Below are 19,293 nucleotides of genomic sequence, written 5' to 3'. Positions count from 1 at the left end.
TGCAACACACGGGCGTGCCGGGCTCAGGTGAGGCCCGCCTCCTTCATCTGCCTGAGCTCCTTCTTCAACTCGCTCACCTCGTCGCGCAGCCGTGCCGCCACCTCGAACTGCAGCTCGGCGGCGGCCGCGCGCATACGCTCGGTCATCTCCTCGATGATCCCGGCCAGTTCGGCCGCGGGCCGGTCGGTGAGCGCCGCGCCTGCCGTCTTGCCCTTGGCGGAACCGGCCGCGGCCTTGGCGGGTGCGCCGAGAGCCGGGACCGGCGCCTTGGCGACGCCCTTTCCCGCCTTGCCTTCCTTGGCCTGCCGGTAGCCGCTGCCGAGCAGCTCCTCGGTGTCGACTTCTTCGCGGGCGATGGTGGCGACGATGTCGTTGATCTTCTTGCGCAGCGGCTGCGGGTCGATGCCGTGCTCGGTGTTGTACGCGATCTGCTTGGCGCGGCGGCGATTGGTCTCCTCGATGGCCTTCTCCATCGCCGGGGTGATCTTGTCGGCGTACATATGGACCTGGCCGGAGACATTGCGCGCCGCACGGCCGATGGTCTGGATCAGCGAGGTGCCGGAGCGCAGGAAGCCTTCCTTGTCGGCGTCGAGGATGGCGACAAGCGACACCTCGGGGAGATCGAGGCCCTCGCGGAGGAGGTTGATGCCGACGAGGACGTCGAACTCGCCGGCGCGCAGCTCGCGCAGCAGTTCCACCCGGCGCAGGGTGTCGACGTCGCTGTGCAGATAGCGGACCTGGATGCCCAGCTCGAGGAAGTAGTCCGTGAGGTCCTCGGCCATCTTCTTGGTCAGCGTGGTGACCAGCACCCTGCTCCTGCCTTCGGCGGGCGGCACCCCGCCCTTCTCGGTGCGCTCGCGGATCTCGTGCACCAGGTCGTCGATCTGGCCCTCGGTGGGCTTGACGACGACCTCCGGGTCGACCAGGCCGGTGGGGCGGATGATCTGCTCGACGAAGCCGTCCGAGCGGGAGAGCTCGTAGGGGCCGGGGGTGGCCGACAGATAGACGGTCTGGCCGGTGCGCTCCTGGAACTCCTCCCACTTCAGCGGGCGGTTGTCGAGGGCGGAGGGCAGCCGGAAGCCGTGGTCGACCAGCGTCCGCTTGCGGGAGGCGTCGCCCTCGTACATCGCGCCGATCTGGGGCACGGTGACATGCGACTCGTCGATGACGAGGAGGAAGTCCTCGGGGAAGTAGTCGAGGAGGGTGTTGGGCGGGGAGCCGGGCGAACGGTCGTCGAAGTGCATGGAGTAGTTCTCGATGCCGGAGCAGGAGCCGATCTGGCGCATCATCTCGATGTCGTACGAGGTGCGCATGCGCAGCCGCTGGGACTCCAGCAGCTTGCCCTGCTTGTCGAGTTCGGCGAGGCGCTCCTCAAGCTCCCGCTCGATGCCGTTGATCGCCCGCTCCATGCGCTCGGGACCCGCGACGTAGTGGCTGGCCGGGAAGACGTAGAGCGACTGGTCTTCGCTGAGGATCTCGCCGGTCAGCGGATGGAGGGTGGACAGCGCCTCGATCTCGTCGCCGAACATCTCGATGCGGACCGCGAGCTCCTCGTAGACCGGGAAGATCTCGATGGTGTCGCCGCGGACCCGGAAGGTGCCCCGGGTGAACGCGGTGTCGTTCCGCGTGTACTGGATGTCGACAAAGCGGCGCAGCAGCTGGTCCCGGTCGATCTCGTCCCCGACCTTGAGCGGAACCATCCGGTCCACGTACTCCTGCGGGGTGCCCAGGCCGTAGATACAGGAGACGGAGGCGACCACGACCACATCCCGGCGGGTGAGCAGGGAGTTCGTCGCCGAGTGCCGCAGCCGCTCCACCTCTTCGTTGATCGAGGAGTCCTTCTCGATATAGGTGTCCGACTGGGGGACGTACGCCTCGGGCTGGTAGTAGTCGTAGTAGGAGACGAAATACTCGACCGCGTTGTTGGGCAGGAGTTCGCGGAATTCGTTGGCCAGCTGGGCAGCCAGGGTCTTGTTGGGCGCCATCACCAGGGTGGGGCGCTGAAGCCGCTCGATCATCCAGGCGGTCGTCGCCGACTTGCCCGTGCCGGTCGCGCCGAGCAGGACGACATCCTTCTCACCTGCGCGGATACGCCGCTCAAGGTCGGCGATGGCCGTCGGCTGGTCGCCGCTGGGCCGGTAGGGGCTGACGACCTCGAAAGGCGCCACCGTACGTTCGATCTGGGTAACGGGCCGCATGGAACCACCGTACGACCCACCACTGACAGCCGGGGCCGCAGACGGCGCACGGCCGTGGTTCAGCGGCCTCCGCGGCCCCGGCGCGGGCCGCGGTCGGCGGACCGGCCGGCCGGCTCCCGGTCTGTCTGCCGGATCTGCCGCGAGGCGGCGGGCACACCGGGACGGGAGTCCCGGGCGACGCCCGTCCTCCGGTCCGGCTCCCCCATGACCAGCAGCGGGTCGAACATCACCACCACCCCGGCGAGCAGCAGAAAGACGGCGGGGCCGATGAGCATCGGAGCCAGCAGGGTGGCGGCCGAGTCGCCGGGCGGCACGGGGCCGGGCGCGGCGTGCAGATGGACGCTGACCGCCGCCATGCCGGTGTAGTGCATGCCGCTGACCGCCACGCCCATCACCAGGCTGGCCCCGAGGCTGGCCGGAAAGCCGTGGATCGACACCGCGGCCCACAGCGCGGTGGTGGCGGCCACGACGGCGATCACCACGGACAGCGCGACGATCAAGGTGTTGTACTCGATGCGGCCGTCGAGCCTCATCGCGGCCATGCCGAGGTAGTGCATGGTGGCGACCCCGAGGCCGGTGATCGTGCCTCCGGTGACCAGGGCCATCCGGGTCGCGCCGCGATACCCGACGATGAAGATCCCGATGCCGGTCATCACGATGGCGACGGCGAGACTGGCGAAGGTCGTCGGCCTGTCGTAGCTGACCGGCGTCTCGGCGACGGAGAACCCCATCATCGCGATGAAATGCATGGTCCAGATGCCGGACCCGATCGACGCCGCCCCCAGGGCCAGCCAGCCGGGCTTGAAGGAGCGCCCGGTGCGCACGGAGCGGGTGGTGCAGCGCAAGCCGAGGGCCCCGCCGAGGCAGGCCATCACATACCCCGCCACGGGAGTGACCAGCCCATAGCTGAATCCGTCCACAGTGCCCTGCATCCCCTAGCCCTTCGCCCCTGGTGGTCCCCCGCGATCCCGTCGATGCCCGGTCCCCGGCCGGGATCTCCCTGACGGGATGTCTGGCTCGGGGCGAGGGTATGACTCTCCACCCGGCTGGCAAACATTTGAGCGGAGATTAGTCGATACGGAAGCGGACGAGTGATCCCCGTGGAGTGAATCCATTCACCTCGTGGCCATACTCCGCCTGTCCGCCGTTGACGCTCCGCTGTCACGCTGTACGGGACTGTGACGGCACGACCTGACCACAGCCTTGCCGGCGAACCGCCGTAGCGACCATGCGAGGAGTCCCCGTGCCCGTACGCCCCGCCGCCACTGCGGCCGTGACCGCCGTCGGCCTCACCGCGCTGGCACTGCCCGGCTGCGCCCCCGTCAGCTCCGCCTCGGCCGCAACCGCCACGCGCGCGGCCTCCGCCGCGATCGGTTCCTCCGCCGTGCCCTACGCCTCCGTCGCCCCGCCCACCCGGGAGGCCTACCGGCGGCCGCCTGCAGTGATCGCCCATCGGGGTGCGTCCGCCTATGCGCCGGAGAACACCCTCGCCGCCGTCGACGCCGCCGCCTACATGGGGTTCGACTGGGTCGAGAACGACGTACAGCGCACCAGGGACGGCGTATTGGTGGTGATCCACGACGACTCGCTGGCCAGGACCACGGATGTGGAGCAGCGCTTCCCGGAGCGCTCGCCCTGGAAGGTCGGGGACTTCACGGCGGCGGAGATCGCGACCCTGGACGCCGGAAGCTGGTTCGGGGAGGAGTGGGCGGGGCAGCGCGTGCCCACGCTGACCCAGTATCTGGACCGGGTCGAGCACAACGGCCAGAAGCTGCTGCTGGAGATCAAGAAGCCGGAGCTCTACCCGGGCATCGAGCACGACACGCTGCGCGTCCTCGGCGAGGAGGGCTGGCTGGACCGCGGCCATGTACGGCACCGGCTGGTGGTGCAGAGCTTTGGCGCGGACACCGTGCGGGCCGTGCACCATGCGAGGCCGGATGTCATCACCGGTTTCCTCGGCAAGCCCCCGGTCGCGGACCTGCCCGCGTACGCGGAGTTCACCGACCAGATCAACCCCAGCCACACCTCGCTGACGGCTGACTACGTGGCCGAGGTCCACCGGCTCAAGGGCCCCCACAACAAACCGCTGCGGGTCAGCACCTGGACGGTGAACGACGCGGAGGGCGCGATCAGGGTCCGGGACTTCGGCGTGGACGGCATCATCACCAACAAGCCCGACGTGGTCCGCGACGCGATCGAAGGGCGCTGACGCCGCCGGCTCGGCCGCATTGTCAGTGGCGGGCCGTACGGTGGTTCGCATGATCTCCCAGGAGAGTTCGGACACCGCTGTCTTCGAGTGGTCCGTGCTGCACACGGACATCGGGCCGCTGCTGCTCGCCGCGACGGGCACAGGTCTGGTGAGCGTCGTCTTCCATGCCCGCGGGCGGGTGCGCGAAGAGGCGCTTGGACGGCTGGCGCGGCGGCTGGCCGCCAATCCGGTGGAGAGTGCGTCGGGACGGCTCGCGGAGCCGATACATCAGCTCCGGGCGTACTTCTCGGGAGAGCTGCGGTCGTTCGGACTGGCGCTCGACTGGTCGCTGTCCGCCGGCTTCAATCGCCAGGTGCTGCAGCGGCTGGCGGCGGATGTGCCGTACGGGACAGTGGTGGGGTACGGGGACCTCGCGGCATGGGTCGGCGAGCCCGGGGCAGCGCAGGCCGTGGGGGCGGCGATGGGTTCCAATCCCCTTCCGGTGGTGGTGCCGTGCCATCGGGTGGTGGAGACGGACGGCGGCCTGGGCGGCTTCGGCGGCGGGCTGGAGACCAAGAGGAAGCTGCTGGCACTGGAGGGCGTGCTGCCGCAGCCGCTGTTCTGACGCGTGGGGTAAGAGCGGGACCGGAAGGGGGGCCGGAATCGTGGGACGGAACACAGTGCCGTGTCCGGGAAGGGGCTGGCACACTGCGTCGGTGACCATCACCGTTGACGCGCCCTGCATATACGCCGTAGCCGGCGCCCGGACTCCGGGCCCGGTCCGATGAGCACGGCGGAGGACGCCCGGCGTCCCAAGGACGCTTCGCCGGGCGGGTCGCGGACCGCCGACGCCGCCCACCGCGTTGCCGACGACGCGCTGCCCGCGCTGCGCCGGCGGGTCACGGCCGTGCTCATCGGCAGTCAGATGCTCGGCGGGCTCGGCGTGGCGATCGGCATCGCGCTCGCGGCCGTGCTGGCGCAGGAGGTGAGCGGCTCGGAGGCGCTGTCCGGGCTGGCGCCGACCGCCATGGTGGCGGGGACCGCGCTGCTTTCCATGCCGCTGGCCGCGGTGATGACCGCACGGGGGCGACGGCCTGGGCTGGTGCTCGCCTATCTGATCGGGGCGCTCGGCGCCGGAGTGGTCGTCCTCGCCTCCCTCATCGGCAGCTTCCCGCTGCTGCTGGCCGGCATGGCGGCGTTCGGGGCGGGATCGTCGGCGAATCTGCAGGCCCGCTTCGCGGCGGCGGACCTCGCGGAGCCCGAGCGGCGCGGCCGGGCGATCTCGACCGTCGTATGGGCGACGACGATCGGCGCCGTCCTCGGACCCAATGTCGCCGCGCCCGCGGGCCGCAGCGTGTCGGGGCTCGGCATACCCACGGCCGCGGGGCCGTTCATATGGGCTGCGGGGGTGTTCGTCGTCTCCGCCTTCCTGGTCCTCGCGCTGCTGCGGCCCGATCCGCTGCTGACGGCGCGCGCGCTGGCTCCGGCAGCCGACCAGTCCCCGGCGGGCCGTTCGCTGAAGGCCGGGCTGCGGGCGGTGCGCGAGTCCCCGCTCGCCCGGCTCGCGCTGGTCACGGTCGCCGCGTCGCACACAGCCATGGTGTCCATCATGTCGATGACCCCGGTCGCCCTGAGCCACCACGGAGCGGGGATCCAGCTGATCGGTCTGGTGATCAGCGGGCATATCGCAGGCATGTACGCCTTCTCCCCGCTGATGGGCTGGCTCGCCGACCGCATCGGACGGCTCTCGGTGATCGGGCTGGCCGTTGCGCTGCTGTCCATGGCGGCACTGCTGTCCGGCACCGCGGGGGCGAGCCATGGGCAGACGGCGACGGGGCTGTTCCTGTTGGGGCTGGGCTGGTCGGCCGGCCTGGTCGCCGGTTCCACGCTGCTGACCGACTCGGTGCCGCAACCCGCCCGAGCCGCGGTGCAGGGCCTCTCGGACCTGACGATGAACACCACGGCGGGCATCGGCGGCGCTGCGGCCGGACTGATCGTCTCCCAGGCGGGCTACGGCTGGCTCAATCTGATCGGCGCCTGCCTGCTGCTGCCGATGGCTGCACTTGCGGTGCGACGCGCCCTCGGCACCGCACCTTCGGCTGCGGCTGGCGCTGCGGCTGCGGCTGCGGCTGCGGCTGCGGCTGCGGCTGCGGACAAGTCCGGAGAACCGGCCGGCCCCTGAGCCGGCGTCCGGACTCCAGAGGGCCTCAGAGGCAGATGTGGTACGCCTTGCGGAGCGTCTCGTGCACGGTCCACGTGGTGCGGTCGCCCTCGCGCAGTACGCATGCGTCGCCGGGGCCGACCTCGAACGTCCCGCCGCCCTCCACCTCGATCGTGGCGCGCCCGCTCACCACGACGAACAGCTCATTGGCCTCGGTGTCCGTCACCACGCCCGGGGTGATCTGCCAGATGCCCCGCAGCTGGGTTCCGTCGGCGGACTCCCACAGCACTTTGCCGCTCACCTCCGGCTCCCCGGAGACGATCTGCGTGGGGTCGAGGGGCTCCGGCTCCAGCTCCACGTCCGGAATGTGCACGGCGAAGGACGGCACCGCCTGATCAAAAGTCGTCATGGCGGGTCACCTTAACCGGACGGCGGGGATACGCCATCGCATCCGCGGTGGACGGACAGACGTTTGAGCGACCGGTCGCCGTGCCAGGGATGGGACATGCTGCTGACCGAAGAAGTACAGGAAGCGCTCACCGACCGGCGTCCCGTCGTCGCCCTTGAATCGACGATCATCGCCCATGGGCTGCCGCGGCCACGCAATCTGGCCGTAGCCGAGGAGCTGGAGGCGCTTGTCCGGGCCGGAGGGGCGGTTCCCGCCACCATCGCCGTACTGGACGGACAGATCCGCATCGGGCTGGACAAGGACCAGCTGGAGCGGGTTGCCGGGGACGACTCCGTACGCAAGCTCGGTCACCGTGACCTGGCGCCCGCTCTGGCGGCCGGGGCGAGCGGGGCGACGACGGTCTCGGCGACTGCCTTCCTGGCGGCGCGCGCGGGGATCCGCGTCTTCGCCACCGGAGGCCTGGGCGGCGTGCACCGCGAATGGACGGAGACGCACGACGAGTCGGCCGATCTGCGGCTGCTCGCACAGACCAGGATCACCGTGGTGTGCGCGGGTGTGAAGTCCGTCCTCGATGTGCCGGCGACGCTGCAGCGACTTGAGACGCTGGGCGTGACCATCCTCGGCTACAGGGTCGACCGGTTCCCCGGCTTCTATCTGCGGTCTTCGGGCGAGCCCGTCGACTGGACGGTCCGGTCCCCCGCGGAGGTGGCGGCGGTGATGCACGCCCAGGAGCGGCTCGGCGGGCCCGAATCGGCGCTGATCGTCGCCCAGCCGGTCTCTGAGGACGAGCAGCTCGATCCCCAACTGCACGACAGAGTGCTGGCGGAGGCACTCGACGAGTGCCGGGAGCGGGGGATCAGCGGGCAGGCCGTCACACCCTTCCTGCTCGACCATCTGATGCGCCGCACACAAGGCGCGTCGCTGGAGGCCAATCTGGCGGCCGTCCGCGGGAACGCGCGGCTGGCCGCGGACATCGCGGCCGCACTGTGACGGACCTCGGAGCCGGCCCGAACACGGACCTGCGCACGGGCCTGCGCACGGGCGGCGAAGGACACGGGAGCGGGCGGGCCCGCGTCGGGCTGCTGGTGGCAGGGGACGTCGTCACGGACGTCGTCGCCGTCCACCGCACCCCGCTGGCCCGCGGAACCGACACGGAGGCGGTGATCAGGATCCTGCCCGGCGGGGCGGGTGCGAACGCCGCGTGCTGGGCGGCCCGCTGGGGACTTCCCGATGTGCGTGTCCTCGCACAGGTCGGGGCCGATGACGCGGCCTGGCACGAGGAGCGGCTGCGGGCGGCGGGAGTGCGGCCGCTCCTGGCCGCCGACCGGGACGCGCCCACCGCCACGGTGATCGCGCTGGTGGACGCGACCGCGGAGCGGACGTTCCTCACGGACAACGGCGCGGCGCTGCGCCTGGCGCGGGCCGACTGGTCGCCTTCGCTGCTGGAGGGGGTCGGGCATCTCCATGTGTCGGGCTATCTGCTGTTCTCCGACGCGGGCCGCGGGCTGGTACGGCTCGCTCTGGAGACCGCACGCAGCCGTGGTGTGACGACAAGCGTGGATCCGGCGTCCACCGGATTCATCGCGGCGCTCGGGGTGGACCGCACGCTGGCCGCGATCGACGGCGTGGACGTCCTGCTCCCGAACGCCGACGAGGCCCGGCTGCTCACCGGCCTTCCGGACGCTGCGGACGCCGCGGCGAAGCTCAGCCGGCTGGTCCCGCTGACCGTGGTCACGTTGGGAGCGCGGGGCGCGCTGGTGGCACAGTCCGGTGCGGTCACGGCCCGGGTCCCCGGCCTCCGGGCGCAGGCCGTCGACAGCACAGGGGCGGGTGACGCCTTCACCGGCGCGTTTCTGGCGGCCTGGCTGACCGGCGGGGACCCGGCACGAGCAGCGGCGGAGGGCTGCCGGGCCGGCGCGGAGGCGGTCACGGCGCTCGGCGGCCGACCGACCGGCGGCGGCCCAACAGGCAGCGGCCCGGCGGGCGGCCGGGGCCTGCCCGGGGCCAGGGACTGACGTCCTCAGCGTCCGCGGCGGTCCGCGAGTGGCAGTGGGCGACCACGCCATCCGTAGGCGTCGCAAGGCGTGGGTACGTGTCCGGCATGGATCTGGTGGTGATCGAGCCGCTGAAACCGCCGCACTGCGCGGAGTGCCGCCAGGGGCCGCTGTCGCTCCATGTGCTGGAGTCCAGTGCTCCGGTGTGTCTGGACTGCGCCGACCTCGCTCACCTGGTCTATCTGCCGCGGGGCAATGCGGCTCTCACCCGGCGTGCCCGTGAGGCGAGTTCGCTGTGCGCGGTCGTCATCCGCTTCAATCGCCGCCGCGGCCGCCATGAGCGTCAGGGTCTGCTCGTCGAGGAGGCGGCGCTCGCACGGGCGGAGGCGTCGTGCCTTGCGGACGCGGACGCCCGGACCCGCCGCAGGGAGCGGGACGCCCTGCGGCGGGCGGCGGAGGACGAGCGGTTCGCCGAGGCGCTGCTCGGCGAGATCCTGCGGCTCTTTCCGCGCTGTCCGCCGGAGCGCGCCCGCGAGATCGCCGCGCACACCTCGGTGCGCGGCAGCGGCCGGGTGGGCCGTACCGCCGCGGCCCGTTCCCTGGAGGGGGGCGCGGTGACGGCGGCGGTGCGGGCCTCCGTACGGCATCTCGACACCGAGTACGACGCACTGCTGATGGCGGGCGTCTCCCGCCGGGCGGCACGGTCGCTGGTGGCGGCGGCGATCGACGCGGTGCTGGCGTCCTGGCGCGCCTAGGGAGTGTCGTCAAAGTAGCGTCGTCCGCCCGGAGGGCGGGCCGGGCGGCGTCTGGCGCTGGGGGCGCCCCCGCGCCCGAAGGGCCGCGGGGGAGATCGCAAGGCGGAGGGTCGGGGCGCCTCCCGGGCCGCCAGGCCCAGGGGGAGAGAGCGCAGCGGGCTGCGCTGACGACCGACAACGCCGCGAGGGTGCGTGCCAGGCGTCGCCCGGCAGACGGGACTTTGACGACACGACCTAGGACGTCCGGCTTCCGGGGGCGGCACAGTGCTGTCGTGACGCCCGTACGGCAGCCGCGGCGGGACGGGAGCGACGGTAGAGCACCAGGCCGCCGAGGACGAGCGCGGCGCCCGCCGGCAGGGCCAGGGAGGCCGCCCCGCCCGCGCCGGTCTCGGCGAGTGCGGACGGCTGGTCCGCGGGCTCCCGCGGCTTCGGCGACTGCGGCTTCGGGGGCTCGGGCCGGGGTTCCTCGCCCTTCGGCGGGGCAGTCGGCCGCGGGCGGGCCGGCGGTTTGCCGGCGCCGTTGGAGGAGGAGTTGCCCACGGCGGCATTGCCGATGCCCACGACGTTCACGGTGTTGCCGGTGACATTGACGGGCAGCTCGACCGGCAGTTGCACGCCATTGCCGGAGACGACGCCAGGGGAATCCTTTCTGCTTCCTTCGGCGACGGCGCCGGAGCCACCGCCCCGCGCGGGGCGGTCCTTGTTGGCGCAGGTGTTTCCGGCGGCCGGATTGAGCAGGCCGACGACATTGACGGTGTTTCCGCAGACATTGACCGGGACGTTCACCGGAAGCTGGACCGTGTTGCCCGCCAGCACGCCGGGCGAACCGACCGCGCCGCCCTCGGCGTGGGAGTCTGCGTGCGCCGCCCCTGCCATGGCGAGCGCACCGCCGGTGAGCGCAGCGACGGCCAGTTGCCTGCGACCCTTTCGGTGAGCTTTCCTCATGGGTTTTCCTGCCTTCAGAAGAAGTTCGCGGGCAGCAACTGCCCACACCCGGATTAACGCCACGAGAGGCCAAGCGGGTTATGTCAAATACGCCTTTCACCCCATCGAGTGGGAGGTTTATCGAACTGGCCATCACCCGTCGTGACCCTGGATGCGGCGGCCCTTGACGCGCCGGGTCGCCCTTGGGCGCGATGACCGCTTTCTCCCACGTACGGGTGGTATCCGGCCGACATCGGTCGTGTGGGGGTTACACGGCCGGGCCGCTGGTCAGAGTGTGAACGCCGGACAGACAGCACGTCCCGCACCCGACCGAAGGGGTTTCGCCCGTGCCGTTCCTCAACCAGTCGTCATTCAGGCCGCGCACCCGGAAGCAGCGCGGCTCGCTGGCGGTCGCCGGCGCCGCCGTTGCCATGCTGACGCTGGGCGCCCCGGCCGCGTACGCCACGCTCGACGTCGAGCGGCCCAAAGCGGAGCCGGTGAGCGCAGCCGCTGCGCCGGCGGCGGAGTCGGGCAGTCCGTTCATCGAGACCAGGCTCTTCTTCGGCACGGAGCGCCCTGACGGCGGGCCTGATGTGACGGACCGGCAGTTCATGGCGTTCGTCGACCGGTATGTCACACCGGGCTTCCCCGACGGGCTGACCGTCCAGGAAGGCCGCGGGCAGTGGCGCGACGCCCATGGGGTCATCGAGCGGGAGCGCTCATACGAGCTGATCCTCTTCTATCCGGTCGCCGACTCCTGGAAGAGCCACGCGGCGATCGAGCAGATCCGCAAGGAATACAAGGCGCAGTACGGGCAGGAGTCCGTGGCCCGCGTCGACGAATCCGTCCGCGTCGACTTCTGAGACCGTCGATTGCCGCGCGGGACCGGGTGCGATGGTTGCCCTGCGCACACCCTGGACAACAGTCCGTGCTCGCTCCGGAGGGAGGCAGGCCGCCTGTCGAGTCACGGCGATCCACGGGATATCTTGATGTCGAGCAATGTTGCAGATGTGGAGACGTGGAGCGGAGCACCCGGTGACTGACTCGACCATCATCTATACGCACACCGACGAGGCGCCGGCGCTGGCGACGCATTCGTTCCTGCCGGTGATCCAGGCGTACGCCTCGACGGCCGGGGTCCGCGTGGAGACCCGTGACATCTCCCTCGCGGGCCGGATCATCGCCAGCTTCCCGGAGCGTCTGGAGGAGGACCAGCGGATCGACGACGCGCTCGCCGAGCTCGGCGAGCTGGCCAAGACGCCGGGCGCCAACATCATCAAGCTGCCGAACATCTCGGCCTCGATCCCGCAGCTGAAGGCGGCCATCGCCGAGCTGCAGCAGCAGGGCTATGCGCTGCCGGACTACCCGGACGACCCGAAGACCGACGAGGAGCGGGAGATCCGCGCCCGCTACGACAAGGTCAAGGGCAGCGCCGTAAACCCGGTGCTGCGCGAGGGCAACTCCGACCGCCGCGCTCCGGCGTCGGTGAAGAACTACGCCAAGTCCCACCCGCACCGCATGGGCGCGTGGACGGCCGACTCGAAGACCAATGTCGCGCATATGACGGGCGACGACTTCCGGTCCACCGAGAAGTCCGCGGTCATCGCCAAGGCGGGTTCGCTGCGCATCGAGCTGGCGGGCGACGACGGCACCACGACGGTGCTGCGCGAGTCCGTGCCGGTGCTGCCGGGCGAGGTGGTGGACGCCTCCGTGATGCGCGTGGCGGTGCTGCGTGAGTTCCTCGCGGCCCAGGTGGCGCGTGCCAAGGCCGAGGGCGTGCTGTTCTCGGTGCATCTGAAGGCCACGATGATGAAGGTCTCCGACCCGATCATCTTCGGCCATGTGGTGCGGGCCTTCTTCCCGAAGACGTTCGCCGAGCACGGCGAGTCGCTCGCCGCGGCCGGTCTGAGCCCGAACGACGGTCTCGGCGGCATCTTCAAGGGCCTTGAGTCGCTGCCGAACGGCGCGGAGATCAAGGCGTCCTTCGACGCCGAGCTGGCCGAGGGCCCGGCCCTGGCGATGGTCGACTCCGACCGCGGCATCACCAATCTGCATGTGCCGAGCGACGTCATCGTCGACGCCTCCATGCCGGCCATGATCCGCACCTCCGGCCATATGTGGGGGCCGGACGGCCAGGAGGCCGACACCCTCGCCGTGCTGCCCGACAGCAGCTACGCCGGCGTCTACCAGGTCGTCATCGACGACTGCAGGGCGAACGGCGCCTTCGACCCGTCGACGATGGGCTCCGTGCCGAACGTCGGCCTGATGGCGCAGAAGGCCGAGGAGTACGGCAGCCACGACAAGACCTTCGAGATCCCGACCACCGGCACGGTGCGGGTCGTCGACGAGTCCGGCGATGTGGTGCTGGAGCAGACGGTGAGCGCGGGGGACATCTTCCGCATGTGCCAGACCAAGGACGCGCCGATCAAGGACTGGGTGAAGCTCGCCGTCACGCGCGCCCGGGCGACCGGCGACCCGGCCGTCTTCTGGCTGGACGAGAGCCGCGCCCATGACGCCCAGCTGATCAAGAAGGTCAGGGCCTATCTGCCCGAGCACGACACCGAGGGACTGCAGATCGAGATCCTGTCGCCGGTCGAGGCGACGAAGTTCTCGCTGGAGCGCATCCGCCGCGGTGAGAACACGATCTCGGTCACCGGCAATGTGCTGCGTGACTATCTGACCGACCTGTTCCCCATCCTGGAGCTGGGCACCAGCGCCAAGATGCTGTCGGTCGTCCCGCTGATGAACGGCGGCGGGCTGTTCGAGACCGGCGCCGGCGGCTCCGCGCCCAAGCACGTCCAGCAGCTGGTCAAGGAGAACTACCTGCGCTGGGACAGCCTGGGCGAGTTCCTGGCGCTCGCGGTCAGCTTCGAGCACCTGGCGCAGACCACGGGCAACGCGCGCGCCCAGGTGCTCGCGGACACCCTTGACCGTGCCACGGCCACATTCCTCAACGAGGACAAGTCGCCGAGCCGCCGTCTGGGCGGCATCGACAACCGCGGCAGCCACTTCTATCTGGCGCTGTACTGGGCGCAGGAGCTGGCGAAGCAGACGGACGACGCACAGCTCGCCGAGGCGTTCGCCCCGCTGGCCAAGACGCTGGCGGAGCAGGAGCAGACCATCGTCGACGAGCTGATCGCGGTGCAGGGCTCCCCGGTCGACATCGGCGGCTACTACCGGCCCGACGCCGCCAAGGCTTCGGCCGTGATGCGTCCGTCGCAGACCCTTAACCAGGCTCTGGCCTCGCTCGCCTGACGCGACGGCGCCCGCGCCCGTCTGATGAGGCGGCGGCCGCTGCCTTCTCCCTCCGCCCCGGTCGGCACACGCCGTCCGGGGCGGAGGCGTCTCTCGCGACGCTCCCCCTCCTGCACGTCTCATCTCTCCGGTCAACTCTCCTTGCACGTCTCATCTCTCCAGCACGGTGGAGAGCGCTCCTACGGGGTCGGCGTCGGGTGTCCCCCGGGGCCACCAGTCCTCGCGGCCCCGGTCCGACTCATAGCCGTACCAGAGTCCGTCGCGGCCGAGACGGAGCTGGACCGTGCCGGCGGACAGCTGGTTGCGCCAGGGACGGAAGGACGGGAGACCGGCGGCTGCCAGGGCCGGGCGGGCCCGGTCGAAGGGGCCTGCAGGCGGGTCCCATGGCTCGTCGAGCACCGCGAGGGCGGCCCGGCCGCCCTGCCGCCAGGCGGCCACGGCACGGGCCAGTTCGGTCGGCGTGCGGTCGGCGGCGGCCGCGAGGTCGCGGTAGAGCGCGCGGGTGGAGGCGGTCAGCCCCGAGCCCGGGTGCGCGGCGGCCAGCCGTACCGCGTCCTCCCACGGTGTGAGGTCTCCGGCCGGGTCGTCGCCCGTCGTCAGCAGGGCGTGGGCACGTGCCGCGGCCTCGGTGGCCAGCTGGTCGAGGGCGAGGGGGTCGGGGGCGAAGCCGCCGGGGGCCGCGGGTCCCTGCGGATAGACGGGTGGCTGGCCGGGCCGGGCGGGCGGTGGAAAGGGCGGGGGAAGCGAGGGCAGTCCGGCCTGATCCTTCGCTATGGCGTCGCGGGCCGGGACGGTCGGCAGCTCGGGGGCGGCGTCGGCCGTGGCGCGCTCTGCCGCCGACCGCGTCGCGTTGCGGCGGGCGAGGTCGGAGAGGATCTCCCGCTCTCCCCGGCCGCGCATCAGGAACAGCACGAAGGGGTCTTCGTCCAGCAGCCGGGCCGTCTGATAGCACAGCGCGGCCGCGTGCTTGCACGGGTATCCGTCGTCGGGGCAGGAGCAGTCGGGGACCAGGTCGCCGGGTGCGGGCAGCAGATCGGCGGCCGCCGTGAGGGTGTGCGGCACGTCCTTGTCGAGCAGGGCGGCGATATGGTCGGGGCGGGCCGCCGCGGCGGCCAGGAGGTCGCCCCATGCGTCATCGGACAGCAGACGCAGCCGGATCTCGGCACGGTACGGCCGGGGCCGGCTGCCGTGCACATACGCCGTCACCCGGCCCGGTGTGACCGTGATGGCGTCGACGCGGCCGCGAGAGGCATAGCCCCGGCCCCGGGCCAGCCGGGCGGGGTCGAGCGCGGCGTCGTCCAGCGCCTCCACCCAGGCGTTGCCCCACCAGCTGGCCGCCGGCTCCGCGCCGCTGAGCGGCTCCAGCGCGGGAAAGGTCCGCCGGCGGTCGTCGTGCAGCGGCGGCCGCGCCCCGCCGCGCCTGGTCCGCGGGCTCATGACGTCCTCCTGAGGCAGCTCATGGGAACCTCCTGAGCGAGACGAGATCGGCCAGCTCACGGTCGGTCAGCTCGGTCAGCGCCGCCTCCCCCGATCCGAGGACCGCGTCCGCCAGCGCCCGCTTGGAGGTGAGCAGTTCGGCGATCCTGTCCTCGACCGTGCCCTCCGCGATCAGCCGGTGGACCTGCACCGGCTGGGTCTGGCCGATGCGGTACGCCCGGTCGGTGGCCTGTTCCTCGACGGCCGGGTTCCACCACCGGTCGTAGTGGATCACATGCCCCGCACGGGTGAGGTTCAGCCCGGTGCCCGCGGCCTTGAGGGAGAGGAGGAACACCGGTGTCCGCCCCGACTGGAACCGGTCGACCATGCGCTCGCGTTCGGCGACCGGGGTGCCGCCGTGGAGCAGTTGGGACGGGACGGCTCGGGACTCCAGATGCGCCGAGAGGATCCGCGCCATCGCCACGTACTGCGTGAACACCAGCACGGAGCCCTCCTCGGACAGGATCGTCTCCAGCAGCTCGTCGAGCAGCGCCAGTTTGCCGGACCGGCCGGCCAGCCGGGCACGGTCCTCCTTCAGGAACTGGGCCGGGTGGTTGCAGATCTGTTTGAGGGAGGTGAGCAGCTTCATCACCAGCCCGCGGCGCGCAATGCCCTCCGCGCCCTCGATCGCGGCCATCGCCTCCCGTACCGTCGCCTCGTACAGCGAGGCCTGTTCCCGGGTGAGGGGGACGGGATGGTCGGACTCCGTCTTCGGCGGGAGCTCGGGGACGATGCCGGGGTCGGACTTCTTGCGGCGCAGCAGGAACGGGCGGACCAGCCGGGCCAGCCGGTCGGCGGCCTCGTCGTCTTCGCCGCTCTCGACCAGACGTGCATGGCGGGCCCGGAACGCCTTCAGCGGGCCGAGCAGCCCCGGGGTGGTCCAGTCGAGCAGCGCCCACAGCTCGGAGAGGTTGTTCTCCACGGGGGTGCCGGTGAGGGCGATGCGCGCGGGCGACGGGATGGTGCGCAGCGCTCTGGCGGTCGCCGAGAACGGGTTCTTCACATGCTGCGCCTCGTCCGCGACGACCATGCCCCAGGGGTGCGCGGCGAGCCGCTCGGCGCTGGTGCGCATCGTGCCGTAGGTGGTGAGCACAAATCCGCCGTCGTCGGGTCCGGGCAGGGCGCGGCTCGTCCCGTGGAAGCGGCGCACGGGTACGCCGGGGGCGAAGCGGGCGATCTCCCGCTGCCAGTTGCCGAGCAGCGAGGCGGGGCAGACGACGAGCGTGGGGGCGGTGCGGGCGCGCCTGAGGTGGAGGGCGATCACGGTGACGGTCTTGCCGAGGCCCATGTCGTCCGCGAGGCAGCCGCCGAGCCCGAGCGATGTCATCCGGTCCAGCCAGGCCAAGCCGCGCAGCTGGTAGTCGCGCAGCGTGGCGGTCAGCCCGCCGGGAGGGACGACCGGCTGCGAAGGCCCGGCGATCCGGTCGCGGAGCGCGGCCAGCGTCCCGGTCGGCACGGCTTCCACCGTCTCGCCGTCCACCTCGGCCGTGCCCGTCAGGGCCATGGCGAGCGCGTCGGCCGGCCGGAGCAGCCCCAGCTCCCGCTTGCGCGCCTTGCGTACGAGACCCGGGTCGACGACGGCCCACTTGTCGCGCAGCCGGACGATCGGGCGGTGGGCTTCCGCCAGCGCGTCCATCTCGCTCTCGGTCAGCGGGTCGCCGTCCAGCGCGAGCTGCCAGTCGAACCTCAGCAGCTCGTCGCTGTCGAAGAACGGGGTGCCGTCCGTGGCCGAGCCCGGCGCCTGCGTCGCCCGGACCACGGCGGACGCGGTGAGCGTGCGGGCCAGCTCCTTCGGCCAGTGGACCGCGACGCCGCAGTCGCCGAGCCGGTCCGCGCCGGGCCCGAGCAGGTCGTACAGCTCGTCTTCGGTGAGCGGAAGCACATCGGGCACCTCCCGCTCCAGAAGCCGGGTGAGCGGCGGCCATGCCCGTGCGGCGCGGCGCAGGGCCAGCAGGGCGTCGACAGTGGCGCGCGGGCCGAAGTGCTCCCTGCCCTCGCCGGCCCACAGCCGGGCGGCGTCCGTGACCAGCGTCGGGTCGGCGAGGCTGTGCACCTGGACGAGCGCGGCTGCCGCATGGCGCTCGTCGCCCCCTTCCTCCGAGGTGTCGAACAGCTCAAACGCAGACAGGTCCAGCCGCAGCGAGATCCGGACTCCCGCGTCCATGCCGACGGCGGCCTCCGCTGCCCACTCGCGCGCTCCGGGCAGATGCTGGGCGGCGAAGGAGGCGAAAGGCGCGCCGTACGCATGCGCGGCGGCCGGGGTGCGGGGCAGTGTGTCGGCCACCGCGTCGAAGAACGCCCGCACCAGGCTCTCCGGCTCGGGCAGCCGCAGGGGCCGCAGCTGCGGGACGGGGACGGCATACGCCTCGTACGGCATGGCGGCGGCGATGGCGCGCAGCTGGGCGATGTCGTCCGCGTCGAGCGGGCCGGCCCGCCAGGCATCGTGATCGGCCTTGGTCAGTCCGGGCAGGAGCCTGCCGCGCGCCGCGAGATGCAGAGCGTGCAGGGCTGCCGCGCCCCAGCAGGCGGCGGACGGATGGGCTCCGGGGGCGTGCCGTGCCCGCACAAGCAGCGGAAGCGCCTCCGAGACGGGCATCAGCGCGGCGCGAACGGCACGCGTGCGAACCCCGCGGCTGTGGGGCCGCACCAGGGTCACCTCTCCGGTCGCGCCCGGAAGCCGGTCCCCGTCCGCACTCCAGAAGGCGATCCGTCCGTCTCTCGGGGGTTCGGCCGGCAGGAACACCGCCGCACAGGTGTTCAGGGGGTGCGCGCCGTCCCTCGGCGTCGTGGTCACAGGTCACCTCCCCTGGGCCGCAGCGGCAGAAGCGTCCTTGCGCTTCGGTTCCACGACCTTACGGGGAGGGACTGACAATCCTCTCTGACCTGCGGTGCAGCGCCGAGGGCTAGCCGATGCGCGGCTCGTCCGGGACTGCGGGCGCCTCAAGCGCCTCTGCCGTCGGCTCGGGCTCAAGCTGCCGGTCGGAATCCGGCTCCGGCCGGGGCTGCGCTTCAAGCTGCGGTTCCGGTTCCGGCTCCGGCTCCAGTTCCCGTTCTGGTTCTGGCTCTGGTTCGGATTCCTGCGGCAGGGGTGACGGCGTCGGGGTCGGCGTGGACACAGGCTGTTGCGGAGCCGCCTGCGCACCCGGTTGGTGCGCGCGCTCCAGGAACCTCAGCAGCTCCACCGGGAACGGCAGCACCAGAGTCGAGTTCTTCTCTGCGGCCACGGCCACGACGGTCTGCAGCAGCCGCAGCTGCAGCGCCGCGGGCTGCTCCGACATCTCACGAGCCGCCTGCCGCAGCTTCTTGGACGCCTGGAGCTCCGCGTCAGCGTTGATGACCCGGGCCCGCCGCTCACGGTCGGCCTCCGCCTGCCGCGCCATCGAGCGCTTCATGGTCTCCGGCAGTGACACGTCCTTGATCTCGACGCGGTCGATCTGCACACCCCAGCCCACCGCCGGGCTGTCGATCATCAACTCCAGCCCCTGGTTGAGCTTTTCACGGTTCGACAGCAGATCGTCTAGATCGCTCTTGCCGATGATGGAGCGCAGTGAGGTCTGCGCCATCTGCGAGACCGCGAACCGGTAGTCCTCGACCCGGATGATGGCGTCCGCGGCGTCCACGACGCGGAAGTAGACGACGGCGTCGACGCGGACGGTGACGTTGTCGCGGGTGATGCCTTCCTGGGCGGGTACGGGCATCGTCACGATCTGCATGTTCACCTTGTGCATCCGGTCCACCGCCGGAACGATCAAGGTGAATCCGGGCGGCCGGACATTTTTGTGCAGCCGCCCGAGGCGCAGCACCACGCCCCGCTCGTACTGCTTGACCACCTTGGCAGCCGCCGTGAGGTAGACGGCGCACACAGATGCGGCCGCGATACCCGCCGCCACCAGCTCTTCGACCATCGGGGGCACCCCCTGCCGTACGAGCCCG

Annotated in this window: 15 protein-coding genes; 8 read left to right on the top strand and 7 right to left on the bottom strand. The window is 71.6% G+C overall.

What is annotated here, in order from left to right:
• Positions 1–23: 23 nt before the first annotated feature.
• Together uvrB and OF819_RS01070 are read right to left on the bottom strand one after the other, a co-directional pair.
• Positions 24–2,198 carry an excinuclease ABC subunit UvrB gene (uvrB, locus tag OF819_RS01075; RefSeq protein WP_267241330.1) on the bottom strand — a complete coding sequence of 725 codons (2,175 nt, stop codon included), beginning with the start codon at positions 2,196–2,198 and terminating at the stop codon, positions 24–26.
• A 59-nt stretch (positions 2,199–2,257) separates the two neighbouring features.
• Positions 2,258–3,130 (bottom strand): MHYT domain-containing protein, encoded by an 873-nt coding sequence (locus tag OF819_RS01070; RefSeq protein WP_267241329.1) that lies wholly within the window; start codon positions 3,128–3,130, stop codon positions 2,258–2,260.
• A 365-nt stretch (positions 3,131–3,495) separates the two neighbouring features.
• On the opposite strand from OF819_RS01070, the gene OF819_RS01065 reads away from it, so the two are divergent.
• The 3 genes from OF819_RS01065 (at position 3,496) to OF819_RS01055 (ending at position 6,568) form a co-directional block, all read left to right on the top strand.
• Positions 3,496–4,407 carry a glycerophosphodiester phosphodiesterase gene (locus OF819_RS01065; RefSeq protein ID WP_416370454.1) on the top strand — a complete coding sequence of 304 codons (912 nt, stop codon included), beginning with the start codon at positions 3,496–3,498 and terminating at the stop codon, positions 4,405–4,407.
• 49 nt (positions 4,408–4,456) lie between these two features.
• A complete protein-coding gene (locus OF819_RS01060) occupies positions 4,457–5,011 on the top strand; it encodes a methylated-DNA--[protein]-cysteine S-methyltransferase (protein WP_267241328.1) in 555 nt (184 codons plus the stop codon).
• 159 nt (positions 5,012–5,170) lie between these two features.
• A complete protein-coding gene (locus OF819_RS01055; RefSeq protein WP_267241327.1) occupies positions 5,171–6,568 on the top strand; it encodes an MFS transporter in 1,398 nt (465 codons plus the stop codon).
• Between the two features lie 25 nt (positions 6,569–6,593).
• Here the strand turns inward: OF819_RS01055 and OF819_RS01050 are convergent, their stop codons facing one another.
• On the bottom strand, positions 6,594–6,956 hold the full coding sequence (locus OF819_RS01050; protein ID WP_267241326.1) for a cupin domain-containing protein: 363 nt from the start codon (positions 6,954–6,956) through the stop codon (positions 6,594–6,596).
• Positions 6,957–7,052: 96 nt separating this feature from the next.
• Here OF819_RS01050 and OF819_RS01045 point away from each other — a divergent pair, with 96 nt between their 5' ends.
• The 3 genes from OF819_RS01045 to OF819_RS01035 all read left to right on the top strand — a co-directional run bounded on the left by OF819_RS01045 (position 7,053) and on the right by OF819_RS01035 (position 9,705).
• On the top strand, positions 7,053–7,946 hold the full coding sequence (locus OF819_RS01045) for a pseudouridine-5'-phosphate glycosidase (RefSeq protein ID WP_267241325.1): 894 nt from the start codon (positions 7,053–7,055) through the stop codon (positions 7,944–7,946).
• Between the two features lie 41 nt (positions 7,947–7,987).
• On the top strand, positions 7,988–8,971 hold the full coding sequence (locus OF819_RS01040) for a carbohydrate kinase family protein (protein WP_267241480.1): 984 nt from the start codon (positions 7,988–7,990) through the stop codon (positions 8,969–8,971).
• 86 nt (positions 8,972–9,057) lie between these two features.
• A complete protein-coding gene (locus OF819_RS01035; protein ID WP_267241479.1) occupies positions 9,058–9,705 on the top strand; it encodes a DUF2293 domain-containing protein in 648 nt (215 codons plus the stop codon).
• 234 nt (positions 9,706–9,939) lie between these two features.
• Here the strand turns inward: OF819_RS01035 and OF819_RS01030 are convergent, their stop codons facing one another.
• A complete protein-coding gene (locus OF819_RS01030) occupies positions 9,940–10,650 on the bottom strand; it encodes a chaplin (protein WP_267241324.1) in 711 nt (236 codons plus the stop codon).
• Positions 10,651–11,060: 410 nt separating this feature from the next.
• Here OF819_RS01030 and OF819_RS01025 point away from each other — a divergent pair, with 410 nt between their 5' ends.
• Together OF819_RS01025 and OF819_RS01020 are read left to right on the top strand one after the other, a co-directional pair.
• The gene (locus tag OF819_RS01025) at positions 11,061–11,492 is read left to right on the top strand and encodes a DUF3574 domain-containing protein (protein ID WP_267241478.1); all 432 of its coding nucleotides are present in this window, start codon (positions 11,061–11,063) and stop codon (positions 11,490–11,492) included.
• A 172-nt stretch (positions 11,493–11,664) separates the two neighbouring features.
• Positions 11,665–13,884, top strand: coding sequence for an NADP-dependent isocitrate dehydrogenase (locus OF819_RS01020; RefSeq protein WP_267241323.1), 2,220 nt, complete (start codon positions 11,665–11,667; stop codon positions 13,882–13,884).
• A gap of 150 nt (positions 13,885–14,034) precedes the next feature.
• Here the strand turns inward: OF819_RS01020 and OF819_RS01015 are convergent, their stop codons facing one another.
• From OF819_RS01015 to OF819_RS01005, 3 genes are all read right to left on the bottom strand, one after another.
• On the bottom strand, positions 14,035–15,321 hold the full coding sequence (locus OF819_RS01015; RefSeq protein WP_267241322.1) for an SWIM zinc finger family protein: 1,287 nt from the start codon (positions 15,319–15,321) through the stop codon (positions 14,035–14,037).
• A 19-nt stretch (positions 15,322–15,340) separates the two neighbouring features.
• On the bottom strand, positions 15,341–18,154 hold the full coding sequence (locus tag OF819_RS01010; RefSeq protein WP_267241321.1) for a DEAD/DEAH box helicase: 2,814 nt from the start codon (positions 18,152–18,154) through the stop codon (positions 15,341–15,343).
• 109 nt (positions 18,155–18,263) lie between these two features.
• Entirely contained in the window at positions 18,264–19,265 is a 1,002-nt protein-coding gene (locus OF819_RS01005; protein WP_267241320.1) for a slipin family protein, read from the bottom strand.
• Between the last annotated feature and the right edge of the window lie 28 nt (positions 19,266–19,293).

The sequence above is a fragment of the Streptomyces sp. PR69 genome, assembly GCF_026420845.1.
Taxonomy (GTDB): Bacteria; Actinomycetota; Actinomycetes; order Streptomycetales; family Streptomycetaceae; genus Streptomyces.
Note: the sequence above shows the minus strand (reverse complement) of the source record. Positions and strands in the feature narration are given on the sequence as shown.

Excerpts from the sequence above, each read along its gene's own strand:
- OF819_RS01060 (WP_267241328.1), top strand. The coding sequence starts at position 4,457 with ATGATCTCCCAGGAGAGTTCGGACACCGCTGTCTTCGAGTGGTCCGTG.
- uvrB (WP_267241330.1), bottom strand. The coding sequence starts at position 2,198 with ATGCGGCCCGTTACCCAGATCGAACGTACGGTGGCGCCTTTCGAGGTC.
- OF819_RS01045 (WP_267241325.1), top strand. The coding sequence starts at position 7,053 with ATGCTGCTGACCGAAGAAGTACAGGAAGCGCTCACCGACCGGCGTCCC.
- OF819_RS01015 (WP_267241322.1), bottom strand. The coding sequence starts at position 15,321 with ATGAGCCCGCGGACCAGGCGCGGCGGGGCGCGGCCGCCGCTGCACGAC.
- OF819_RS01025 (WP_267241478.1), top strand. The coding sequence starts at position 11,061 with ATGCTGACGCTGGGCGCCCCGGCCGCGTACGCCACGCTCGACGTCGAG.
- OF819_RS01055 (WP_267241327.1), top strand. The coding sequence starts at position 5,171 with ATGAGCACGGCGGAGGACGCCCGGCGTCCCAAGGACGCTTCGCCGGGC.
- OF819_RS01035 (WP_267241479.1), top strand. The coding sequence starts at position 9,058 with ATGGATCTGGTGGTGATCGAGCCGCTGAAACCGCCGCACTGCGCGGAG.
- OF819_RS01030 (WP_267241324.1), bottom strand. The coding sequence starts at position 10,650 with ATGAGGAAAGCTCACCGAAAGGGTCGCAGGCAACTGGCCGTCGCTGCG.
- OF819_RS01050 (WP_267241326.1), bottom strand. The coding sequence starts at position 6,956 with ATGACGACTTTTGATCAGGCGGTGCCGTCCTTCGCCGTGCACATTCCG.
- OF819_RS01005 (WP_267241320.1), bottom strand. The coding sequence starts at position 19,265 with ATGGTCGAAGAGCTGGTGGCGGCGGGTATCGCGGCCGCATCTGTGTGC.
- OF819_RS01070 (WP_267241329.1), bottom strand. The coding sequence starts at position 3,130 with ATGCAGGGCACTGTGGACGGATTCAGCTATGGGCTGGTCACTCCCGTG.